The organism is Bacteroides sp. RTP31139st1_H2_RTP31139_211217 (assembly GCF_040227615.1).
GTDB classification, from domain to species: domain Bacteria; phylum Bacteroidota; class Bacteroidia; order Bacteroidales; family Bacteroidaceae; genus Bacteroides; species Bacteroides uniformis.
On sequence record NZ_JBCNZM010000002.1, the window covers coordinates 14,803 to 37,277 of the forward strand.

At 48.5% G+C, this 22,475-nt stretch carries 14 protein-coding genes and 1 tRNA gene; 12 read left to right on the forward strand and 3 right to left on the reverse strand.

Annotated elements, in window-relative coordinates:
- Together ABUA47_RS00490 and ABUA47_RS00495 are read left to right on the forward strand one after the other, a co-directional pair.
- Positions 1-617, forward strand: a 617-nt coding sequence (locus tag ABUA47_RS00490; RefSeq protein WP_349831369.1) for a hypothetical protein, incomplete at its 5' end; no start/stop codon positions are given.
- A gap of 52 nt (positions 618-669) precedes the next feature.
- On the forward strand, positions 670-1,980 hold the full coding sequence (locus ABUA47_RS00495) for an anaerobic C4-dicarboxylate transporter family protein (protein ID WP_035450292.1): 1,311 nt from the start codon (positions 670-672) through the stop codon (positions 1,978-1,980).
- 642 nt (positions 1,981-2,622) lie between these two features.
- Here the strand turns inward: ABUA47_RS00495 and ABUA47_RS00500 are convergent.
- Positions 2,623-2,695: transfer RNA gene (locus tag ABUA47_RS00500), tRNA-Met, on the reverse strand.
- A gap of 238 nt (positions 2,696-2,933) precedes the next feature.
- Here ABUA47_RS00500 and ABUA47_RS00505 point away from each other — a divergent pair.
- The 4 genes from ABUA47_RS00505 to ABUA47_RS00520 all read left to right on the forward strand — a co-directional run bounded on the left by ABUA47_RS00505 (position 2,934) and on the right by ABUA47_RS00520 (position 7,608).
- Positions 2,934-3,518, forward strand: coding sequence for a TetR/AcrR family transcriptional regulator (locus ABUA47_RS00505; RefSeq protein WP_005828604.1), 585 nt, complete (start codon positions 2,934-2,936; stop codon positions 3,516-3,518).
- A 31-nt stretch (positions 3,519-3,549) separates the two neighbouring features.
- Positions 3,550-4,296 (forward strand): 3-oxoacyl-[acyl-carrier-protein] reductase, encoded by a 747-nt coding sequence (fabG, locus tag ABUA47_RS00510; protein ID WP_005828602.1) that lies wholly within the window; start codon positions 3,550-3,552, stop codon positions 4,294-4,296.
- A 92-nt stretch (positions 4,297-4,388) separates the two neighbouring features.
- The gene (locus tag ABUA47_RS00515; protein WP_005828600.1) at positions 4,389-5,060 is read left to right on the forward strand and encodes an RluA family pseudouridine synthase; all 672 of its coding nucleotides are present in this window, start codon (positions 4,389-4,391) and stop codon (positions 5,058-5,060) included.
- A 10-nt stretch (positions 5,061-5,070) separates the two neighbouring features.
- Complete coding sequence (locus ABUA47_RS00520; RefSeq protein WP_035450290.1) at positions 5,071-7,608, forward strand: prolyl oligopeptidase family serine peptidase; 2,538 nt, start codon at positions 5,071-5,073, stop codon at positions 7,606-7,608.
- Positions 7,609-7,702: 94 nt separating this feature from the next.
- Here ABUA47_RS00520 and ABUA47_RS00525 read toward each other — a convergent pair whose 3' ends face one another.
- Together ABUA47_RS00525 and ABUA47_RS00530 are read right to left on the reverse strand one after the other, a co-directional pair.
- A complete protein-coding gene (locus ABUA47_RS00525; protein WP_005828596.1) occupies positions 7,703-7,885 on the reverse strand; it encodes a hypothetical protein in 183 nt (60 codons plus the stop codon).
- A gap of 222 nt (positions 7,886-8,107) precedes the next feature.
- Positions 8,108-9,535 carry a sigma-54-dependent transcriptional regulator gene (locus ABUA47_RS00530; RefSeq protein ID WP_008665943.1) on the reverse strand — a complete coding sequence of 476 codons (1,428 nt, stop codon included), beginning with the start codon at positions 9,533-9,535 and terminating at the stop codon, positions 8,108-8,110.
- 93 nt (positions 9,536-9,628) lie between these two features.
- Here ABUA47_RS00530 and ABUA47_RS00535 point away from each other — a divergent pair, with 93 nt between their 5' ends.
- The 6 genes from ABUA47_RS00535 (at position 9,629) to ABUA47_RS00560 (ending at position 22,397) form a co-directional block, all read left to right on the forward strand.
- A complete protein-coding gene (locus tag ABUA47_RS00535) occupies positions 9,629-10,468 on the forward strand; it encodes a peptidylprolyl isomerase (RefSeq protein WP_035450289.1) in 840 nt (279 codons plus the stop codon).
- A gap of 24 nt (positions 10,469-10,492) precedes the next feature.
- A complete protein-coding gene (locus ABUA47_RS00540; protein ID WP_005828590.1) occupies positions 10,493-11,731 on the forward strand; it encodes a M16 family metallopeptidase in 1,239 nt (412 codons plus the stop codon).
- 1 nt (position 11,732) lies between these two features.
- The gene (locus ABUA47_RS00545; RefSeq protein ID WP_039161509.1) at positions 11,733-13,076 is read left to right on the forward strand and encodes an MATE family efflux transporter; all 1,344 of its coding nucleotides are present in this window, start codon (positions 11,733-11,735) and stop codon (positions 13,074-13,076) included.
- Between the two features lie 4 nt (positions 13,077-13,080).
- Complete coding sequence (locus ABUA47_RS00550; RefSeq protein WP_035450286.1) at positions 13,081-15,375, forward strand: hybrid sensor histidine kinase/response regulator; 2,295 nt, start codon at positions 13,081-13,083, stop codon at positions 15,373-15,375.
- Between the two features lie 107 nt (positions 15,376-15,482).
- Positions 15,483-20,033, forward strand: coding sequence for a translocation/assembly module TamB domain-containing protein (locus tag ABUA47_RS00555; protein WP_035450285.1), 4,551 nt, complete (start codon positions 15,483-15,485; stop codon positions 20,031-20,033).
- A gap of 9 nt (positions 20,034-20,042) precedes the next feature.
- Positions 20,043-22,397 (forward strand): BamA/TamA family outer membrane protein, encoded by a 2,355-nt coding sequence (locus ABUA47_RS00560; RefSeq protein WP_009037264.1) that lies wholly within the window; start codon positions 20,043-20,045, stop codon positions 22,395-22,397.
- Positions 22,398-22,475 lie beyond the last annotated feature (78 nt).

A 22,475-nucleotide genomic window follows, 5' to 3' on the forward strand; every position in this document is an offset into this window, starting at 1 on the left:
AGGCAGAGCGTATGTTCTCGTTCGGGGAAGTGCCGTTGGAGTTAACTGCCGGAGACTCTTTGCAGCAGGGCAGTTTCTCCTATGCAGGGGATATGGAGGCTTTTATGTCGATGACTTCCGTTGGCGATACCCTGCTCGTCACCTTTGACTTTCCGGAGGATAAGCTGGAACAGCATCTTCAGAATGACATTTGGATAAGGGTTCGTTCAGAAGGGATGGAATTGCGGTTGCCTGCGGAGGTACAAGCGGTTGTGGTAGATGTGGAAGATATGGAAGCCAATTTCTACGGACTCCGTTGCGATACGCTCTCTTTCCGCACGCGATACCTTGCCCGGCTGGAAGATTGCCATGTCACTGCGCTTGCGGCGCAGGCGCAGAGCTTGCATCTCAACAGCGGCACAGTGCGCAACCTTTATCTGAATCTGGACGAGATAGCCGACTGGGATGTCAATACCGGTTCCTTCCATATCGATACGGAGCATCTGTCCGGCAGTCGCTATCATCGTTGTCTTTTGCAGAAGAATGAATGCCGCCGGGTGTTCTGGACACCGTTAAAGGATGATGCCTCTTTGAGTGTGGAGTTAAAACAAGCAGTTAAAATAGAAGTAGGTGAGTAGCCATAATACGAAATGACTTATCTTTGCACATGAATCAAAAAGTGTAGAGTATATGGCCTTGCAATTGGTATTCGTATTGGTAGCTATCATTATAGGCGCCCGCTTGGGCGGCATTGGACTAGGTGTAATGGGAGGGATAGGTCTGGCAATTCTGACGTTTGGTTTCGGATTACAGCCTACATCACCTCCCATTGACGTTATGTTGATGATAGCCGCCGTCATTTCTGCCGCATCCTGCATGCAGGCGGCTGGCGGACTGGACTATATGGTAAAGCTGGCGGAACGGTTGTTGCGGAAGAATCCTTCGCAGGTCACCATCTTGAGCCCTATTGTGACCTATTTGTTTACTTTTGTTGCCGGCACGGGACATGTGGCATATTCGGTGCTTCCCGTGATTGCCGAGGTTGCCACGGAGACCAAGATTCGTCCCGAGAGGCCACTGGGCATTGCGGTGATTGCTTCGCAGCAGGCTATTACGGCAAGTCCCATTTCGGCTGCCACCGTCGCACTGCTTGGGTTGCTGGCGGGATTTGATGTCACCTTGTTTGATATTCTGAAAATAACGATTCCTGCTACCATTATCGGGGTACTTGTGGGCGCCTTGTTCTCCATGAAGGTGGGCAAGGAGTTGGCAGACGACCCGGAGTACAGAAAGAGGTTGACCGAAGGCTATCTTGATGTCAAGAAGGTGGAGATAAAGGATATACACAATAAACGGCATGCCGTCTTGTCTGTGCTTATCTTTATCCTTGCCACTGTTTTTATCGTGTTCTTTGGTTCGTTCGACAGTTTGCGTCCTGCCTTCGTGATAGACGGCGAGACGGTGAGACTCGGCATGTCTGCCATTATCGAAATCGTGATGCTCTCTGCCGCCGCCCTCATCTTGCTGCTGACTCGCACCGACGGCATGAAGGCAACGCAAGGTTCCGTCTTCCCGGCAGGCATGCAGGCGGTGATTGCCATATTCGGCATTGCCTGGATGGGAGATACTTTTCTTCAGGGAAACATGCTTCAGTTGACCCAGTCTATCGAGGGAGTGGTGAGGCAAATGCCGTGGCTGTTCGGGATAGCCTTGTTTGCCATGTCGATTCTGCTTTATAGCCAGGCCGCCACTGTGCGCGCACTGATGCCTTTGGGCATCGCTTTGGGCATTTCGCCTATGATACTGGTTGCTCTGTTCCCGGCCGTAAACGGTTACTTCTTTATTCCCAACTATCCCACCGTAGTAGCAGCCATTAATTTCGACCGTACCGGAACTACCCGTATCGGCAAGTATGTGCTGAACCACTCGTTCATGCTTCCCGGACTTGTTTCGACTGGCGTTGCCATCGGGCTGGGGTTGCTTTTCATCAGGATATTCTAAGGGAAACCGCTGCTTTCAATCCGTTGTATATAGGGCTTTGTTTACTTGTGTATAGGGGAGTGTTCCCTTTTACTCATTGCCTTATCAGCGCCTAATGGTCGTGCGGCAATCTGCTGACGGCTGTTAAGCGAGTTGTTGATGGCCGTTAGGCGATTGCATCATGGCCGTTGCATACTGTTGATTCCTTATGTCCGACGTAATAAATACCTTCATTCTCTGAATAAAGCACAGAGGAAAACAGTATTGAAGTCTTGGCTTTGTGTGGCTGTACGCATTTGTTCTGATTGCATTTGAAGGGGGAGGAGATGGAATTAATACCGTGTTTGCAGGATATTGATTTCGTGCAGGTATGATTTAAATAAGATGTGATACAAGAAATTAATGACTTGTGTTACTTCATGTTAGTTTCTTGTGTGTCAGTATTTCTGTTTGTGAAACGGTGTGGAAGCAAATTTTGCTTCCACACTTTTGAGTTGCTTCCACCGCATCTGTAATGCCGATGAATAAAGGGATGTGGAGAGGAGGTGGAAGTGTGGAAGCAATTTGCACAAACATTATTTGCGCAAACATTTTTTTCTGTCCTTGATGGGAATTAAAAAAAATGAGGATAAACGGCCTTTAAACCTTTTATCCTCATTGTAGTTGCGGAGATCCGACTCGAACGAATGACCTTTGGGTTATGAGCCCAACGAGCTACCAACTGCTCCACTCCGCGATGTTATCGTTTTGTGGGTGCAAAGGTACGGCTTTTTATTTAATATGCAAATAAAATGCATGATATTTTTGAGGTTAAGTGGATTTTAATGAGTAATATGTTGATAAATAGAACGATAATAAGCCTACTTTTTTTCTTCCTTTTTAGGGCTGTTCATTAATAAAATGAATGTTTTCTTGTAAGATATGCGGAAATGTCTTACTTTTGCTCAAATAATAAAGCAATGTGCAATTAATCTATGACCGTATCGAAGACAAAAGCTAAATTAGTGGACGTTGCCCGTCAGCTGTTTGCAAAGATGGGTGTTGAAAATACCACGATGAATGATATTGCCCTCGCTTCAAAGAAAGGTAGGAGAACGCTCTATACCTATTTTAAGAGCAAGGAAGATATCTACTTGGCTGTTGTTGAGTCGGAGCTGGATATTCTTTCGGATATGATGAAGCACGTGGTAGAGAAAGATATTCAGCCGGACGAGAAACTGATGGAAATGATTTACACTCATCTGGATGCGGTAAAAGAGGTTGTCTTTCGGAATGGTACTCTTCGTGCCAATTTCTTTCGGGATATTTGGAGAGTGGAGAAAGTGCGCAAACGTTTCGATGCTACAGAGACCCAGCTTTTCAAGGAGGTTCTGCGTGAAGGTATGGAGAAGGGTGTTTTCCAGATAGATGACTTGGATATGACTGCCGAGATTGTGCATTACAGTGTCAAAGGTATTGAAACACCTTATATCCGCGGCCATATAGGGGCCAATCTGGACGATGCGGTACGCGATACTTACGTGACCCGTCTGGTACTTGGTGCATTGGGAAAGAAGTAAGAATACATTTTATAAATAATTTTAAAATAATATGGGATTATTAGATGGAAAAACAGCCATTGTGACAGGTGCTGCACGCGGCATCGGCAAGGCTATCGCTTTGAAGTTCGCTCAAGAAGGAGCAAATATTGCATTCACTGACTTGGTGATTGATGAAAATGCCGAGGCTACGGCAAAAGAATTGGAAGCTTTGGGAGTAAAGGCAAAAGCTTATGCCTCCAATGCAGCAAACTTTGAAGACACTGCCAATGTAGTGGCAGAAATCCATAAGGACTTTGGACGTATTGATATTCTGGTAAACAATGCCGGTATCACACGTGACGGTCTGATGATGCGTATGAGCGAACAGCAATGGGATATGGTTATCAATGTCAACCTGAAATCGGCATTTAACTTTATCCATGCCTGCACACCCATCATGATGCGCCAGAAGGCGGGTAGCATTATCAATATGGCATCTGTGGTAGGTGTTCACGGCAATGCCGGCCAGGCCAACTATTCTGCTTCCAAAGCCGGTATGATTGCTTTGGCCAAGTCTATCGCTCAGGAGCTGGGTTCTCGTGGAATCCGTGCCAATGCCATTGCTCCGGGCTTCATCATGACAGCCATGACCGACGCCTTGTCTGAAGAGGTGAAGGCTGAATGGTGCAAGAAGATTCCTTTGCGTCGTGGCGGCACACCCGAAGACGTGGCAAATATCGCTACTTTCCTGGCTTCTGATATGTCTTCTTATGTATCCGGTCAGGTTATTCAGGTAGATGGTGGGATGAATATGTAATTTAATGATTAATGATTAGTGATTAATGTTTAATGAGAAGTTGGGTGTTAGTCATTAATCATTAATCACTAATCATTAAACATTAACAACCGATGACTGTCGTATACGAAGACAATCATATCATTATAGTCAACAAGACCGCTTCCGAGATAGTTCAGGGAGACAAAACGGGTGATACACCGCTTTCGGAAACTGTAAAGCAGTACCTGAAAGAGAAGTACAGCAAGCCTGGAAATGTCTTTATCGGTGTCGCTCACCGGCTGGACCGCCCCGTGAGCGGTCTTGTTGTTTTTGCCAAGACCAGTAAGGCACTGTCGCGTCTGAACGAGATGTTCAAGAATAGCGAGGTGAAGAAGACTTACTGGGCAGTAGTGAAGAACTTGCCCCGCGAGGAAGAGGGGGAATTGGTGAACTATCTGGTGCGAAATGAGAAACAGAACAAGAGTTATGCATACGACAAGGAGGTGCCGGGCAGCAAGAAAGCGATTTTGCATTACCGGCTCATCGGGCGGTCGCAGAACTATTATCTGTTGGAAATAGATTTGAAAACCGGACGCCATCACCAGATACGTTGTCAGTTGGCAAAGATGGGCTGTCCCATCAAGGGAGATTTGAAGTATGGTTCGCCCCGCTCCAATCCCGACGGCAGCATCTGTCTGCATGCGCGGTATATCCGTTTTGTGCATCCGGTGTCCAAAGAACTGATAGAAGTGGAGGCGCCCGTTCCTCCCGGAAATTTATGGAATGGTTTTGAAACGATTTAATCTTACAGTAATGAAGAAAATCACAGTTTTGTCGGGTTTGCTGCTCCTTGCGGGATTGGCTGCCCAAGCTCAGGAAAGAGTTGCTGAGTATAACGTGCGTCCGGCCGTTACGGTGCGCACTCCCCTCCAGGGCGATAGTATCAACTTCAAGGGAGACAAGTTTACTACCGGCAATCTTCTGAAGACGAAGGTCAGTCTCGACTTCGACGGAGGTCGGTACGAACGTATGGTTGCTGATACGGCTGGATATGTAACTGTGGCAAAGGCGGACAAGGACAATCTGTTCTATCTGTTTGCTACCAATCTGCGTGCGGAGCGTTTCATGAAGGGCAAGCTGAATGTATATTCTCCTGCCCGTTTTGAGGTGTTTGTAAACGGTGAATCCAAGCAAGTCAAGGAGACAGCGGAGGACAGCTTGTCGCAGGTCCGTCCTACGGCTGTCAGTTTGCGTATGGACCCCGAAGCGGATTATGAGATTGTCATCAAGTTGCTTTCAAGCGCGGACGACAAGATGCAGCCGATGCTGAAATGCGAATTTGAAAAGGAAAAGGACTTTGCCGATGTAGCCTGCCGGATGGCACCGGACATGAAGAGACGTTTCTCTTTGTTCAACACCAATTTCGGCTCCCGAGCGAGCAGGGTTTCTCTTTCGCCCAACGGCAAGTATCTGCTGACCCGCTATTCGGACAATTACGACGTGAAGCGTTCCAGGACCCGTTGTGAGCTGACCGAGGTAAAGACCGGCCGGGTGATATTGCCCAATGCCAATGAAAAGATGAACTGGATGCCCAACAGCAACAAGCTCTATTATACGGTTATGGGCGAGGAGCAGAATGACCTGGTTGTGTTCGATCCCGCCACGATGCGTGAGGAAGTGCTGCTGAAGAATGTTCCCGAAGGATATTTCAGCTGGTCTCCTACAGAAGACTATCTTATCTATATGCTCACGGACGAGGGCGAAAAGGTGAGTGGCCCGTTGAAACGTCTCTTGCATCCGGACGACCGTATCCCCAATTCTCGTGACCGCTATTATCTCATGAAATACGATGTGGCGACGGGACTTTCCGAGCGCCTGACCTACGGTAGTCACAACGTCTATCTGAATGATATTTCCCCGGATGGCAAGAAACTGTTGTGCAGCACTTCCAAGCCGGACATCACTCGATGCCCTTTCTCCCTCTCTTCTCTTTTCGAGATTGATTTGACCACCTTGCAGGCAGATACGCTGGTCGCCTGGGATGCTTATCTGGGAAGTGCTTCTTACTCTCCGGACGGGAAGCAGCTTCTGGTGACGGGCAGTCCGTCTGCTTTCGGAGGCATTGGCAAGAATTGCGGTGAACATCCCATAGCCAATGACTTTGATACCCAAGCATTCATTATGGATTTGGCTACAAAGAAAGTGCAGGCTATCACGCGCGATTTCAATCCTACGGTGTCTCTCGTGCAGTGGAACCGTGTGGACGGATGTATCTATTTCGATACGACTGATGGGGATTGCAGGCATATCTACCGTTATGTTCCGAAGACGGGCGGCTTTGAAATGCTTCCGCTTGAAGAAGATGTGATTACTTCCTTCACGCTGGCCAATGACAATCCGGTTGTGGCTGCCTATGTGGGCGGAGGAAACACCAGCACGGGCGTAGCTTATACGTACGACACGAAGAAAAAAGTTTCTACCCTGCTTGCCAATCCCATGAAGCCCATCCTCGATAAGATTGAGCTGGGACAGATGGAAGAGTGGAACTTTACAGCTTCGGACGGTACGGAGATAAAGGGAATGGTTTGTCTGCCGCCGTCTTTTGACCCGAACAAGAAGTATCCGCTTATCGTATACTATTATGGAGGAACGACTCCTACAACCCGCGGTATAACTTCCCCGTACTGTGCACAGTTGTTTGCGTCACGTGACTATGTGGTTTATGTTATCCAGCCCAGTGGTGCCATCGGGTACGGCCAGGAGTTCTCTGCACGCCATGTCAATGCATGGGGTGAGCGTACGGCCGATGAGATCATTGAAGGTACGAAGAAATTCTGTGCAGCCCATCCGTTTGTCAACGATAAACGTATCGGATGCCTGGGTGCCTCTTATGGAGGATTCATGACGATGTATCTGCAGACTAAGACGGACATGTTTGCTGCCGCTGCCTCGCATGCTGGCATCAGCAATGTAACGAGCTATTGGGGCGAGGGTTATTGGGGATATTCCTATAACTCTGTTGCGGCAGCCGATAGCTATCCTTGGAATAATCTCGATTTGTTTACGAAGTATGGAGCATTGTTCAATGCGGACAAGATTAATACCCCTCTGTTGTTGCTGCATGGCACGGTAGATACAAACGTGCCTATCGGTGAAAGTATCCAGTTGTATAATGCGCTGAAGATATTGGGCAAGCCGGTGGAATTTATTACCGTGGACGGTGAAAACCATTTTGTACTTGATTATGCAAAACGTGAATTGTGGCACAATTCAATTATGGCTTGGTTTGCCCGCTGGCTGCAGGATAGTCCGGCATGGTGGAATGACCTTTATCCGGAAAGACATTGGTGATTTCTTAGTTGATAACTGTCAACTATCAATTTAAAAAGCCGTTTCCCAGAATAGACAAGGAGGAAACGGCTTTTTTGTTGTAGTGTGCTTACTGTTATTGGGCCACTTTTGCTGTGTCTTGGACGTTCTCGGCTTTCTGCAAAGTATCCGTTACCACAGTGTCGTTAGACAAGGTTGTTGTCTTACTCGGCTGTTCTACCGGAGCCTTAGCTTGAGCCAAGAACGTTCCACCACAAACAAACATAAACAGGGCTGCTACTAATACTAATTTTTTCATAATTCATTTGCTTTTAGGTTGGTATATCTTATTGTTAAGTCTAAGTGCTTGCTTGTTGTAGCGCTTGTTGCTTACGTCTGATATAGGTCAAATGGTGTGCCAGAAAGAGTGTATACTGGATAATACTCTGATAATTAGCGATATATGTTTCTATGCAAAGTGTGGCATAGTGTGGAAAAGTGTGGAATGTGTGGAGGAGAGTGTGGAATAATTCCACACCCTTTAGTCGGATATGTTATAAAGCTTCAACTTGTTGTACAGCGTTTTGCGGTCAATGCCCAACAGTTGTGCAGCGCGGCTCTTGTTGTTTCCCGTCTGCCGCAAGGCTTCGATGATTTGATGCTTCTCTGCCTCCTCATTGCGGAGAGGGATACCGATGATGGCCGGTGCGGGTTCTTTCAGTTCATTCAGTTCGTTGATAGTAATGAATTTGCCTTGTGCCAGCAAGGTTGCACGGCGTACCATATTCTTCATTTGGCGTAGATTGCCGGGCCAGGGATATTCCAATAGGGCGCGGGATGCCTTGTCATCAAAGCCGGTCAGTTGCTTGTCCATTTCGCGGTTGGCCTGATCCAGAAAGAAATTGGCAAAGAGCAGGATGTCTTCACGGCGGTCTTTGAGTTGCGGCATGCGTAGGGTGAATTCATTGATACGGTGATATAAATCTTCACGGAACGCCCCTTTTTCGATGGCTTGCTCCAAATTTTCGTTGGTGGCGGATACCAGACGTATGTCCACGCTTATCTCTTTGTTTGAACCTACCGGACGTATCTTGCGCTCTTGCAAAGCACGCAGCAACTGTATTTGCACTTCATAGCTCAGATTACCTATCTCATCCAGGAAGATGGTACCGCCGTTGGCTTCGACGAAAGCGCCCGTTTTGTCGGTCAGTGCGCCGGTAAAGGCGCCCTTTATGTGCCCGAAGAACTCCGAAGCGGCCAATTCTTTGGGAATAGAACCGCAATCGATGGCTACAAACGGCTGGTCGGCACGCTTGCTGAGCTGGTGGATGCGGTGAGCTACGTATTCTTTGCCCGTTCCGCTGGCACCATTGATGAGTACAGACATATTGGTAGGTGAAACCAGTTTCACATAATTGTAGAGTTGTTTGGCTGCGTCGCTCTCTCCCTCAAGGAAGTCGGAGGAGGACAATGAGCCTTCTGCACCCTTCAGAGGCTGATTTTTCATCTTGTCGGAATGCATCGTCTGTTTGGGTGAAACGGATGGTCTGTTTGGGGTAAACGCATCATCTGTTCGGGACGAATGCATCATCTGTTTCAAAGCGGAGGATGATGCATTCAAGGCTTCGCCTATTTTTTTCAGTAATTCGTCCGGGTTCACAGGCTTGGCAATGTAATCGCAGGCTCCCAGTTTCATGGTTTGGACGGCCGACTGTATGTCAGCGTATCCTGTCATGATGATAAGCGGTATTTGCAGGCCGTGTTCGCCCAGCCATTTCAATAAGTCAATGCCATCCTTGTCGGGCAGGCGCAGGTCAGACAATATCAAGTCTACGGTTTCCGACTCAATATGTTTTTGAGCACGGGCAATGTTGCTGGCAGAGGTTACTTGGAAACCTTTTTTGCCGAGCCATGTTTTTAGCATCATGCCGTAAGTAATATCATCTTCTACAATTAATATGGATGTCATTGCTTTAGCCTTTTATCTCTTTTATGTAGGCAAAGGTAAGTGCTTTTGTCTGATTTTAGTATATTTGCAAACTTAAATTAAATAAAAAACAAAATGAAAAGAAATCTTATTGTATTATTAACTATACTGGTTTGCAGTCTGACTGCTTGCAAGCCGGGACAAAAGAAAGAGGAAGATATGGAAAAAGAAACGAAGCTGAAGATTGAAACAAGTGCGGGTGACATCACCGTGAAACTGTATAATGAAACCCCGAAACATCGTGATAACTTTATCAAGCTGGTGGAAGACGGCACGTATGAAGGTACGCTGTTCCACCGTGTCATCAAGGACTTTATGATACAAGCAGGTGACCCGGAATCGAAGAAGGCTCCGAAAGGCAAGATGCTGGGGGCAGGCGACGTGGGTTATACCGTTCCTGCCGAATTTGTTTATCCGAAGTATTTTCACAAAAAAGGTGCTTTGTCGGCTGCACGCCAGGGTGATGAGGTGAACCCTGACAAGGCATCATCCGGCTGCCAGTTCTACATTGTGACCGGAAAAGTGTATAATGACTCTACCTTGCTGGGGATGGAACAGCAGATGAATCAGATGCGCTTGAACAATGCTTTCAACGCGTTGGCGCAGAAACACATGAAGGAAATCTACAAGATGCGCAAGAATAATGACCAGGACGGTCTGATGGATTTGCAAGATTCCTTGATTGCGCAGGCAGAGGCTCAGGTTGCCAAGGAACCGGAGTTCAAGTTTACCCCCGAGCAGGTGAAGGCTTATACTACCGTGGGCGGTACTCCACATTTGGACGGTGCATATACCGTGTTCGGTGAAGTGCTGGAAGGTATGGATATTGTTGATAAAATACAGAAGGTCAAGACTGACCGTAACGACCGTCCCGAAGAGGATGTGGTTATTAAAAAAGTGACAGTGATAGATTGATGATAGATTCTGTCATTCCATTTTATGAAAATAAACAAAAAGATATTTGACAACGGTCTGCGGTTGGTGCACAATGAGGACACCAGCACGCAGATGGTTGCCTTGAATATTGTTTATGACGTGGGTGCCCGTGACGAACATCCCGAGCATACGGGCTTTGCCCATCTGTTCGAGCATCTGATGTTCGGAGGTTCGGTGCATATTCCTGATTATGACGCTCCTTTGCAATTGGCAGGCGGGGAGAATAATGCATGGACCAATAATGATATAACCAATTACTACCTGACGGTTCCAAAATCGAATGTGGAAATCGGCTTCTGGCTGGAGTCCGACCGCATGCTGGAACTGGCATTCAGTGAGCAAAGTCTTGAAGTGCAGCGTGCGGTAGTGATGGAGGAATTTAAACAACGTTGCTTGAACCAGCCGTATGGTGATGTGGGACATCTGCTTCGTCCTTTGGCTTATCAAACGCATCCTTATCGCTGGCCTACTATCGGGAAAGACCTCTCTCACATTGCCAATGCCACGCTGGACGAGGTAAAGGAATTCTTTTTTCGTTTTTATGCACCTAATAATGCAGTGCTGGCCGTTACCGGAAATATTTCGTGGGAAGAAACGGTTAGGCTGACAGAAAAATGGTTTGCTCCCATTCCCCGTAGGAATGTGCCCGTAAGGCAATTACCGCAAGAAGTTGTGCAGACGGCGGAACGCCGGCAGACGGTGGAACGGAATGTTCCTCTGGATGCTTTGTTCATGGCTTATCACATGTGCAGCCGTGAGGATGCCGATTATTATGCCTTCGATATTCTGTCGGATATTCTGAGCAATGGACGTTCCAGTCGCTTGACCCGCAGGCTGGTGCAGGAGCAAAAGCTCTTTTCCAGTCTCGATGCCTATATCTCTGGTACACGGGATGCCGGACTGCTGCATATCAGTGGAAAACCATCTGCAGGCGTATCTTTGGAGCAAGCCGAGGCTGCTGTCCGGAAAGAGTTGGAAGAGTTGAAATCCGGGTTTGTTGGAGAACAAGAATTGGAGAAAGTAAAGAACAAGTTTGAGTCTACACAGATATTCGGCAACATCAATTATCTGAATGTTGCCACGAATCTTGCCTGGTTTGAACTGACCGGACAGGCAGAAGACATAGACCGTGAAGTGGACAATTACCGCTCTGTGACGGCAGAACAGCTTCATAGGGTCGCCCAACAGACCTTCCGCGATGAAAACGGGATTGTGCTTTATTACCAAAAAGAAAACCTTTAGTATGAAAAAATTATTTGATACGTATAAGCAGCACTATAAAGCATTGCTTCTCCTGGGGCTACCCATTGTGGTGGGGCAGTTGGGAGTCATTGTGCTTGGTTTTGCCGATACGCTGATGATTGGGCATCACAGCACGGAGGAACTGGGTGCCGCTTCTTTCGTAAACAATCTGTTTACTCTTTGCATTATTTTCAGTACGGGCTTCAGCTACGGGCTGACACCGGTTGTAGGGGGCTTCTACGGTAACCGCCGCTTTGCCGAGGCAGGGCAGGCGTTGCGGTGTAGCCTGGTTGCCAATGTGCTGGTGACTTTGTTGCTGACTCTTGTCATGGCTGTTCTCTATTTCAATGTGGAGCGGCTGGGACAGCCCGGAGAATTGCTGCCTCTAATCAAGCCTTACTATCTGGTGTTGCTTGCTTCACTGGTCTTTGTCATGCTGTTCAACGGTTTCAAACAGTTTACGGACGGCATCACCGATACCAAGACGGCCATGTGGATTCTGCTCGGAGGGAATGCGCTTAACATCGTAGGAAACTATATACTTATCAATGGAAAGCTGGGCTTTCCGGAGATGGGACTGCTTGGTGCGGGTATCAGCACCTTGTTCTCCCGCATTGTGATGGTGGTGGTCTTTGCGGCGATTGTGCTTCGCGGCCGCCGGTTTATCCGTTACAGGCTCGGCTTCATGCGGCTGGGGTGGTCGATGCCGATGTTCAGGAAGCTCAATGCACTGGGCTGGCCCGTGGGTATGCAGATGGGTATGGAGACCGCTTCCTTCAGTCTGAGCGTCGTCATGGTGGGCTGGCTGGGGACACTTGCCCTAGCATCGCATCAGATAATGCTTACTATCTCTCAGTTCACCTTCATGATGTATTATGGCATGGGCGCTGCGGTTGCCGTGCGTGTCAGCAACTTCAAGGGGCAGGGAGACGGGCAGAATGTGCGCCGCTCGGCGTATGCCGGCCTTCACATCATCCTGTGTATGGAGGTGGTGTTGCTGGGTATCGTCTTTGCGCTTCGCGGTCAGGTAGGGGGATGGTTTACGGACAATGCGGAAGTGTCCGGCATGGTTGCCGCTCTCTTCTTCCCGTTCTTGATTTACCAGTTCGGCGATGGGTTGCAGATTAACTTTGCCAATGCCCTGCGCGGCATCTCGGATGTGAAACCGATGATGATTATTGCATTTATATCCTATTTTATTATATCTTTGCCCGTAGGGTACCTTTGCGGTTTCGTTTTCGGTTGGGGGCTGACGGGAGTCTGGATGGCTTTCCCGTTCGGACTGACCAGTGCGGGAGTGATGCTGTGGTTGAGGTTCCGTAAACAGACCAGGGAAAGGATTTGATAGTATGAATAATGTCTCCAAAGTAAAGATTGCCGTAGGCTACACTTTGTTGCTGGCGGTATTGTTTTTTTCCTTGTTTTTCGTACACCGGGAAATGGAGAACCTTATTCTTACTGATGACCGCGATGTACAATGGACAGACAGCGTGCTTGCCTTGATACGCGAGAAGGATACCAATACGATAAAAATGCTGCGCACGCTGAGTGAGGCGAATGACAGCATGGTATCCACCAGTGACATTGAGCAGATAATTGCCCAGCAGGACTCGGTAGTGACCCAGCAGCGTGTGCAGCACCGTATCATTACACATCGGGATACCGTCGTGACACGTCTTCGGAAGAAGGGGTTCTTCCGTCGTTTGGGTGAAGTGTTTGTCCCCCCAAAGAAAGATACGGCTATCCAGGTAAAGACCTCCCTTGAATTTGCAACGGATACGGTGATTGAACCCTATAATCCGGCCGATTCTTTGCATGAGAAACTGCGTGCCGTGGCCCAGCAGAAAAAAGCTGTAAACACTGTTATACAGCGACGTAAACGCTATCTGCAACGCTTGGACCATATGCTGACCGCTCGTATTGACAGCTTGCTGAAAGATTACGAGACGGAAACTCTGCTGCGTGCACGGACGGAAGCCGAGTATCAACAAGCGGTCCGACGCCGTTCGGCCAAGATTATCAGTGGCATTGCCGTAGGTGCGGTGTTGCTTTCCGCTTTTTTTCTTATTATCATCGGCCGCGACATAACCCGAAGCAACCGTTACCGTCGTGAGTTGGAAGAGGCCCGTCGTCGTGCCGAGGATTTACTCGCTGTCCGTGAAAAACTGATGCTTGCCATTACCCATGATTTCAAAGCCCCGCTCGGTTCTATTATGGGCTATGCCGACTTGCTTTCCCGTCTGACGGTGGATGAGCGTCAGCGGTTCTATCTGGACAATATGAAAACCTCATCGGAACATCTGCTGAAGCTGGTCGTTGATTTGCTCGACTTCCATCGTCTTGATTTGAACAAGGCCGAAATCAACCGGGTCACCTTTCATCCTTCCCGCCTGCTTGAAGAGATACACGTCAGTTTTGAACCACTTACGGCTGCCAAAGGACTGGCGCTTCATTGCGACATTGCCCCGGAGCTGGGCGGTACCTATATTTGCGACCCCTTGCGTCTGCGCCAGATTATCAACAATTTGCTGTCCAATGCCGTGAAGTTTACGGATCAAGGCAATGTTACCATGACTGCCCGTTACGAGGACCGTCGACTGGTAGTTGCCATTGCTGATACCGGTAAAGGTATGGAACCTGCCGACCGGGAACGTATCTTCCAGGAGTTTACCCGCTTACCGGGTGCTCAGGGTAAAGAGGGGTTTGGACTCGGACTTTCCATTGTCCGTATGCTGGTACAGTTGCTTGAAGGCACGATTGATGTAGACAGTGTGCCAGGCAAGGGAAGCACTTTCACCATATATATTCCTATCTATCCCGTAAGGAGTGAAGGACGGAGAATGAAGGATGAAGAATCGGGATGTGCTGCCACGCCGAATGGCAATTCTTCATTCCCCGTTCCTCATTCTTCACTGAAGAATGTCCTCCTTATCGATGATGACCGTATTCAGCTTACCCTTACTGCCGCCATGCTTCAGCAGAGTGGTATAAATTCTGTCTCTTGTTTACAACTGGATGAACTGCTGGATGCCTTGCGCACTGCAACCTTTGATGTTCTGCTTACTGATGTGCAGATGCCTGCTATTAATGGTTTTGATTTACTGAAACTGCTTCGTGCTTCGAACATACCGCAGGCACAGTCTGTTCCGGTGATTGCTGTCACTGCCCGCAGTGACATGCAGCGTGAGGAATTTACGGTGCATGGATTTGCCGGATGCCTGCATAAGCCGTTTACCGTCAGTGAATTGCTACATGAATTGAATATGGAGGACAAAGGGATGGAGGTTACGGAAGTTTCGGAAACTTCGGCTTGCCCGGGGTATAAATTCTCTTCGCTCACTGCTTTTTCGGTCGATGACCCCGAGGCGGCAAAGTCCATTCTGGAAAGTTTTGTGGCTGAAACCCGCCTCAATGCGGAGCGTTTGCAGAAGGCTGTGGAGAATGAGGATGTGGACGAGATGGCTGCTGTCTCCCACAAAATGATTCCCCTCTTTACTTTAATTGGAGCAGCGGAACTGGTTGCATTGCTGAAACTGTTGGAAACTTCTCATGGAGTGCCTTTTACCGGAGAGTTGAAAGAACACGCCCTTGCCGCCCTCGTTTTGATAGAGGATGTCATTACTCAGGCAACAGCTTTTCCGTAATGGGGGAACAGAGAAGAATACGTGATTTTTCTCTGTCGGGAACCAAATGTCGAAAGAAATTGTTTACTTTGTAAGACTTTTAAATACGATGAAAGATTGACGTTCCGATGAGAAGAAAATGGTTGAGAACAGCACTGTGGGTGTTGCTTACTCCTATTATACTGTTTATAATATTGATGATATTGCTTTATGTGCCTCCCGTACAGAATTTGATACGGAAGCAGGCTACGGCAATTGCATCAGATGCTACGGGTATGGACATATCCGTGGAGCGGATTGACCTTCGCTTTCCTTTGAATTTGTTGGTCCGCGGTGTATTGGTGGTACAGCCTGCCGACAGTGCTGTTGATGTGCAGCATCCCGATACCTTGCTGAATCTTGGAAGTTTGAACGTACGGGTACAGGCATGGCCTTTACTCAAAGGGAAAGTGGAGGTGGATGACATTACCTTGAAACAAGTTGCTGTCAACTCCTCCAATTTAATGGAAGGTATGTGTATCAAAGGAGTACTGGGGCATTTCTTTTTCGAAAGCCATGGCATAGACCTTACAAAAGAAGATGCCATCCTCAATAATATAGAATTGAGCGATACCCATGTGCAGGTGATGCTTGCAGATACCACTGAGACTCCCAAAGACACTACTGACACTGCGTTAAACTGGAAAGTCACACTCCATACTCTGAAGTTGAAGAACGTCTCGGTCGATTTACAGATGCCATTGGACTCCATGGGGCTGAAAGCCCATATAGGAGATGCTGAGATTGCGGACGCTGCTGCCGACCTGAAACACCAGTTCTATGGCTGGAGAAAATTCCTGCTGACTGGAACTTCTGTCAATTATGATACCGGTGGCCCGGGGAGTGCGATAGGCTTCGACCCCTCGCACATTGCTCTTCGCGACATTCGCCTGGGCATTGATTCTGTGATGTACTACGGCAGAGATATGAATGCCGTTATCCGGGAATTTTCCATGTATGAGCGTTCCGGTTTGAGTGTAACTTCCCTGACCGGGCGGTTGTTTGCCGATTCTACCGTTATCCGTATCCCTTCTTTGAAGTTGCTGACACCTCATAGTGAGATGAACCTTACGGCACAGACTTACTGGGAACTGATAAATATACCTACCACCGGCCGTCTGACAGCCCGTTTCAATGCCCGTATCGGCAAACAGGATGTACTGCTTTTTGCCGGTGGCTTGCCGGAAGCTTTCAAGGAAGCCTATCCGTTCCGTCCGTTGGTGATTCATGCCGGTACGGAAGGAAACCTGAAGCAGATGCAGATTTCCCGTTTTACGGCTGAGCTGCCCGGAGCCTTTTCGTTGAGTGGGGGAGGAGAATTCTGGAGCTTGACCGACAGTGTGAAACGTAATGGAAGCATGGACTTCGAAATGCATACGCAGAACTTGAACTTCCTGACCGGACTAGCTGACATTGCTCCCGATGGCTCCATCATTGTGCCGGACAGTATGCACCTTGCGGCACGTCTCGGTATGGAGGGGGCGCAGTGCACTGCCGCCCTGAAACTGAAGGAGAAGGAAGGCGCCTTGAATTTGGACGCCGCCTATAATCTTGCTACGGAAGCCTACCATGCCGACCTTGCCATCAACAACTTGCAGGTGCATCACTTCCTGCCCAAGGACTCTATCTATACTCTTACGGCAAAGATGTCCGCTAAGGGGCAAGGGGTGGATGTGGCATCACGAAAAACTGTGGCCGCTTTGAATGCCTCCTTGGAAAAACTACAGTATGGCCATTGGGACATTTCCGGTGTAGATGTGCATGCCGGACTCAAGTCATCCGTTGCTACCGTCCGTCTTGCCAGCGATAATGTCCTTCTCAAGATGCAGGGAAATGCGGATATGCGTCTTGACCGCAACTATCTGGATGGCGCTTTGGATTTAAATGTGGAAGAGGTGAATCTGCATAAGCTGGGTTTGGTGCCCCGACCATTGCAACACCCGTTTGCCTTTACAATGGGAGCGGAGGCACGTCATGATTCTCTCAAGTTGAGGCTTGATGCCGGTGACTTGAATCTGCGTTTCCGCGCTCACAGCACGTTGAAGAAGTTGATGGAACAGTCGGATAAATTTGTCTCTATCCTGACAAAGCAGATTGATGAACGGCGTTTGGACCATGCCGCTTTGCGCCAAGTCCTTCCTTCAGCGGGCATGCATCTGGAAGCCGGTAACCAGAATCCCGTCAGCTATTTCCTGGCTGCAAAGGGTATTTCCTATAATGATTTCAAACTGAGCTTCGGATTTACTCCGCAAGTCGGCATCAATGGACGTACAGCTGTTCACGGATTGCGCATGGACTCCTTGCAGCTCGATACGATATTTTTTACAGTGAAGCAGGATACTGCCCGCATGAAGTTGCAAGGTGGTGTCATAAACGGTCCCAAGAACCCGCAGTTTGTGTTCCGTAGCACACTGACGGGTGAAGTCCGTAATGAAGATGCGGAACTGACTGTGGATTATGTGAATGGAAAAGGGCAGACCGGTGTTCTATTCGGTATTAATGCCCGTCCGTTGACCGAAGGACACGGTCGCGGTAATGGTGTGCTGCTGAACCTTATTCCTGCCGAGCCGATTATCGCTTTCCGTAAATTCCACTTTGCGGACAATAGTAACTGGATTTATCTGCATAAGAATATGCGCGTCTATGCCAATATTGATATGGACAGCGACGATGGTCTGTGTTTCCGTATGCAATCCGACAAGAATGATACCCTTTCCTTGCAGAATATAAACGTAGAACTGAGCCGATTGCGCCTGGATGAACTTACGGAGGTACTTCCTTATATGCCCCGGCTTACGGGATTGTTCTCTGCCGAAGCAAATTATATACAGACTGCCACTTCCCTGCAGGTGTCTGCCGAAGCCAATGTAGAGAAACTGACCTACGAACGCCAACCGGTTGGAGACATCGGCCTGGGGGCTACCTGGTTGCCGGGCGACAAGAATACGCACTATCTGAATACCTATTTTACATATGATAATGAAGAAGTGATGACCGCCGACGGTATCTTGACGCAGAAGAACGGAAAGGATACCCTGGAAGTGTCCACCCGTTTCGAGCATTTTCCATTGAAGATGGCCAATGCATTCATCCCTGACCAAACGGTGGCCTTTACCGGAGATATTGATGGAGGGCTTTATATTTATGGTTCGCTGGACAAGCCTCAAATGCATGGTGATATTGTTTTGGACAGTGTGTCTGTCTATGCACGCCAGGCGGGAGCACGTTACTGGTTCGACAACCGTCCGGTACAGATAAAGGACAATCAGTTGATATTTGATAAGTTTGCCATTTATACCACCAGCAAGAATCCGTTTACGATTGACGGTAAGGTTGATTTCCGGAATATGGAGCGTCCTACTGCCAACCTCAATCTGCTGGCAGAGAACTATACGTTGCTGGATGCACCGCGTACCCGCGAAAGTCTGGTGTATGGAAAGGTGTTCGTCGACTTGCATGCCACGGTGAAGGGGCCGCTTGACGGGCTCACGATGCGTGGAAACATGAATTTGCTGGGCAATACCAACGTAACCTACGTGTTGACCGATTCCCCTTTAACGGTGGAAGACCGTCTCAGTGGGCTGGTTACCTTTACCTCGTTCACCGATACGACGTCGGTAAAAGCAGATGAGGTTCCTGCCATGTCTTTGGGAGGATTGGAAATGTATATGTCCGTCCATATTGACGATGCTGTCCGTCTTCGTGCTGACTTGAGTCCCGACCGCAGCAAATACATCGAACTGGAAGGTGGCGGTGATTTGAATATGCAGTATACTCCCCAAGGGGATATGAGCCTTACCGGACGCTATACCCTTTCGGGTGGCGTCATGAAATATTCGCTGCCTATCATCCCGTTGAAGGAGTTCCAGTTCAATCCCGGCAGTTATGTGGATTGGCGGGGGAATATTATGAATCCTACGCTGAGTCTGAAGGCTACGGAACGTATGCGTGCTTCTGTGGCCGATGGTGACGGGGACGGTTCGCGCATGGTGAACTTCGATGTTTCCATTTCCATCAAGAACAGGCTTGACGCTCCCGATTTGATATTCGATATTTCGGCGCCCGAAGATGCCGCAGTAGAGAATGAGCTGCAGGCAATGGGTGCAGAAGAGCGTAGCAAGCAGGCCATTGCCATGCTTGCCACGGGTATTTACCTGAACAGTGGTGCCAAAGGAGGAGGTTTGTCAATGGGAGCCGCCTTGAACTCAGTGCTTCAGAGCCAGATAAACTCCTTGGCGGGAGGTATAAAAGGGGCCAATATCAGTGTAGGTGTGGAAGACCGTACCTCTGCTGAAACGGGTGACACGCAGAAAAACTTCAGTTTTCGTTATTCCCAGCGTTTCTTCAACGACCGCGTACAGATAGTCATCGGTGGAAAAGTGTCCACCGGGGCCAATGCCACGAACGATGCGGAATCATTCATTGACAATATATCGCTGGAATACCGTCTTGATGCGTCGGGTACTCGATATGTCCGTGTATTCCATAATAAAAACTACGAAAGCATACTCGACGGTGAGATAACCGAAACGGGTGTCGGCCTTGTGCTGCGCCGGAAGATGGACCGATTGAGTGAACTCTTCATCTTCAGGAAGAAAAAGATAAAACCGGAGGCTGAAAATAGCGATATGAAAAAGTAGGAATGTGATATGAAACGACTGATATTATATATTGCAGGATTGATATTTCTGGCAGGTTGCTCCACCACGAAGCACTTGCCCGAGGGGGAGATACTCTATACCGGCCAAAAGCCGATGATTGTATTGAACCGCAGTGAAACGTCTGTTGGTGAGATTGCTATGGAAGAGGTGGAAGCCGCCCTTGCTACGGCACCGAACAATTCGTTGCTGGGAAGCTCTACTATCCGCTATCCCTTTCCTTTCGGACTGTGGATTTACAATGGTTTCCAGAAGTATGAGAAGGGATTCGGAAAGTGGATATTCAATAAATTTGCCGCCACTCCGGTGCTTATGTCTACGGTGAATCCCGATATACGCCAGAAGGCGGCGGTTAACTTGTTGCGCGATTATGGCTATTTCAACGGAAGCGTCAGCTACAAGACATTTATCGACCCGAAGGACTCGCTGAAGGCAAAGTTGCAATATACGGTGAACATGCGTAACCCCTACTTTATAGATACGGTATATTATCGTGGTTTCAGCGAGCGTACCACTCGCATTATGGAGCTGGGACGCCGACGTTCCCTTATCAGTTCGGGAGAACAATTCAATGTGGCTGATTTGGATGGGGAGCGTACCCGTATCAGTACCCTGCTGCGTAATGTGGGCTGTTATTATTTCCGTCCCGACTACCTGACCTATCAGGCCGATACCATGATGGTTCCCAATGGGCATGTCCAGATGCGCTTGATTCCCGTTCCCGGTATGCCAAAGGTAGCCGAGAAGCAGTTCCGTGTGGGGCGTAAATCCGTCTATCTTCTTGGAAAGCAGGGGCAGGAACCCAATGACAGCATGGATTACAAAGGCTTGACCATACATTACTACAACAAACCTCCGGTACGTCCCAACATGCTTTACCGTTGGTTGAACTATCAAGGTTATCGGCGGAAACGTCAGATACAGGACAGCGCAGGTATTGCCCGCCAGCGTTCTATGCAGAGTTTGTATAGTTTGTACCGTCAGACCCGTATTCAGGAGCGTCTGGCAAGCGTCGGTATTTTCCGTTATGCGGAGATGCAGTATATACCGCGTGATACGGCGTTTGTGTCTGATACATTGGATGTGAGGGTCATTGCCGCGCTCGATAAACCCTACGATGCGGAGTTGGATTTTAATGTCACCATGAAGAGCAATAACCAGACGGGACCGGGTGCCGCTTTTACGGTGACGAAGAACAATGTCTTCGGTGGCGGTGAAAGCTGGAATGTGAAGTTGAACGGTTCGTACGAATGGCAGACGGGCAAGGCAAGTTCTTCCTTGATGAACAGTTATGAACTGGGTATCTCCACTTCGCTTATCTTTCCGCGCGTGGTGTTTCCTAGGATGGGCGACCGTGAGTATGACTTCCCGGCTACAACGACTTTCCGTTTATATGCCGACCAGATGAACCGTGCCAAGTATTATAAGCTGTTGGCTTTTGGCGGTAATGTCACTTATGACTTCCAGCCCAAATCGACTTCCAGGCACAGTATAACTCCTTTCCGGTTGACATTCAATGTACTGCGCAATCCTACTGCCGCTTTCGATACGTTGCGTGCCGAGAATCCGGCACTCTACGTTAGTTTGCGCGACCAGTTCATTCCTGCCATGGAGTACACCTATACTTATGACAACGCTTCCGTGCGCGGCAAGCGTAACCCCATCTGGTGGCAGACCACCGTTGCGTCGGCCGGTAACCTGACTTCTGCCGTCTACCGTATTTTCGGCAAGCCGTTCAGTGAGGAAGGAAAGAAGCTTTTCGGGGTACCTTTTGCACAGTTCTTGAAGCTGAACTCGGAATTCAGGTACCATTACCGGATAGACAAGAACCAGATGATAGCCTCGCGTATTGCCGGAGGGGTGATATGGTCGTATGGCAACGCTACGACCGCACCTTATACGGAACAGTTCTATATCGGCGGTGCCAACAGTGTGCGCGCCTTTTCTGCACGCAGTATAGGTCCGGGCGGCTATCCTCCCGAGACGGATAGGAAATATACCTATATCAACCACGTGGGTGATATTCGCATAGAAGCCAATATCGAGTATCGCTTCCGTATGATTGCCGACTTGCATGGAGCGGTGTTTCTGGATGCCGGCAATGTATGGCTGATGCGTAAAGATGAAAACCGCCCGAATGGTGAATTTACGTTGAAGAATTTCCCGAAACAGATTGCTTTGGGCACGGGATTTGGCTTGCGTTACGATTTGGACTTTCTTGTTTTTCGTCTGGACTTGGGTATCGGGCTGCATGATCCGTATGATACCGGGAAGTCGGGGTATTATAATATTCCCAAGTTCAAGGACAGCATGGCGTTGCATTTTGCCATCGGTTATCCGTTCTAAATGTACCTTTTTGAACGGATAGTGGTAAAGAATGAACTAAAACTCCCTTCTGTCAGCCATAAATTTTTGTACATTTGC

Bases quoted from the DNA above. Each gene is read 5' to 3' on its own strand.
- fabG (WP_005828602.1), top strand. From the start codon at position 3,550: ATGGGATTATTAGATGGAAAAACAGCCATTGTGACAGGTGCTGCACGC.
- ABUA47_RS00505 (WP_005828604.1), top strand. From the start codon at position 2,934: ATGACCGTATCGAAGACAAAAGCTAAATTAGTGGACGTTGCCCGTCAG.
- ABUA47_RS00530 (WP_008665943.1), bottom strand. From the start codon at position 9,535: ATGACATCCATATTAATTGTAGAAGATGATATTACTTACGGCATGATG.
- ABUA47_RS00555 (WP_035450285.1), top strand. From the start codon at position 15,483: ATGAGAAGAAAATGGTTGAGAACAGCACTGTGGGTGTTGCTTACTCCT.
- ABUA47_RS00560 (WP_009037264.1), top strand. From the start codon at position 20,043: ATGAAACGACTGATATTATATATTGCAGGATTGATATTTCTGGCAGGT.
- ABUA47_RS00525 (WP_005828596.1), bottom strand. From the start codon at position 7,885: ATGAAAAAATTAGTATTAGTAGCAGCCCTGTTTATGTTTGTTTGTGGT.
- ABUA47_RS00515 (WP_005828600.1), top strand. From the start codon at position 4,389: ATGACTGTCGTATACGAAGACAATCATATCATTATAGTCAACAAGACC.
- ABUA47_RS00495 (WP_035450292.1), top strand. From the start codon at position 670: ATGGCCTTGCAATTGGTATTCGTATTGGTAGCTATCATTATAGGCGCC.
- ABUA47_RS00540 (WP_005828590.1), top strand. From the start codon at position 10,493: ATGAAAATAAACAAAAAGATATTTGACAACGGTCTGCGGTTGGTGCAC.
- ABUA47_RS00535 (WP_035450289.1), top strand. From the start codon at position 9,629: ATGAAAAGAAATCTTATTGTATTATTAACTATACTGGTTTGCAGTCTG.
- ABUA47_RS00545 (WP_039161509.1), top strand. From the start codon at position 11,733: ATGAAAAAATTATTTGATACGTATAAGCAGCACTATAAAGCATTGCTT.
- ABUA47_RS00520 (WP_035450290.1), top strand. From the start codon at position 5,071: ATGAAGAAAATCACAGTTTTGTCGGGTTTGCTGCTCCTTGCGGGATTG.
- ABUA47_RS00550 (WP_035450286.1), top strand. From the start codon at position 13,081: ATGAATAATGTCTCCAAAGTAAAGATTGCCGTAGGCTACACTTTGTTG.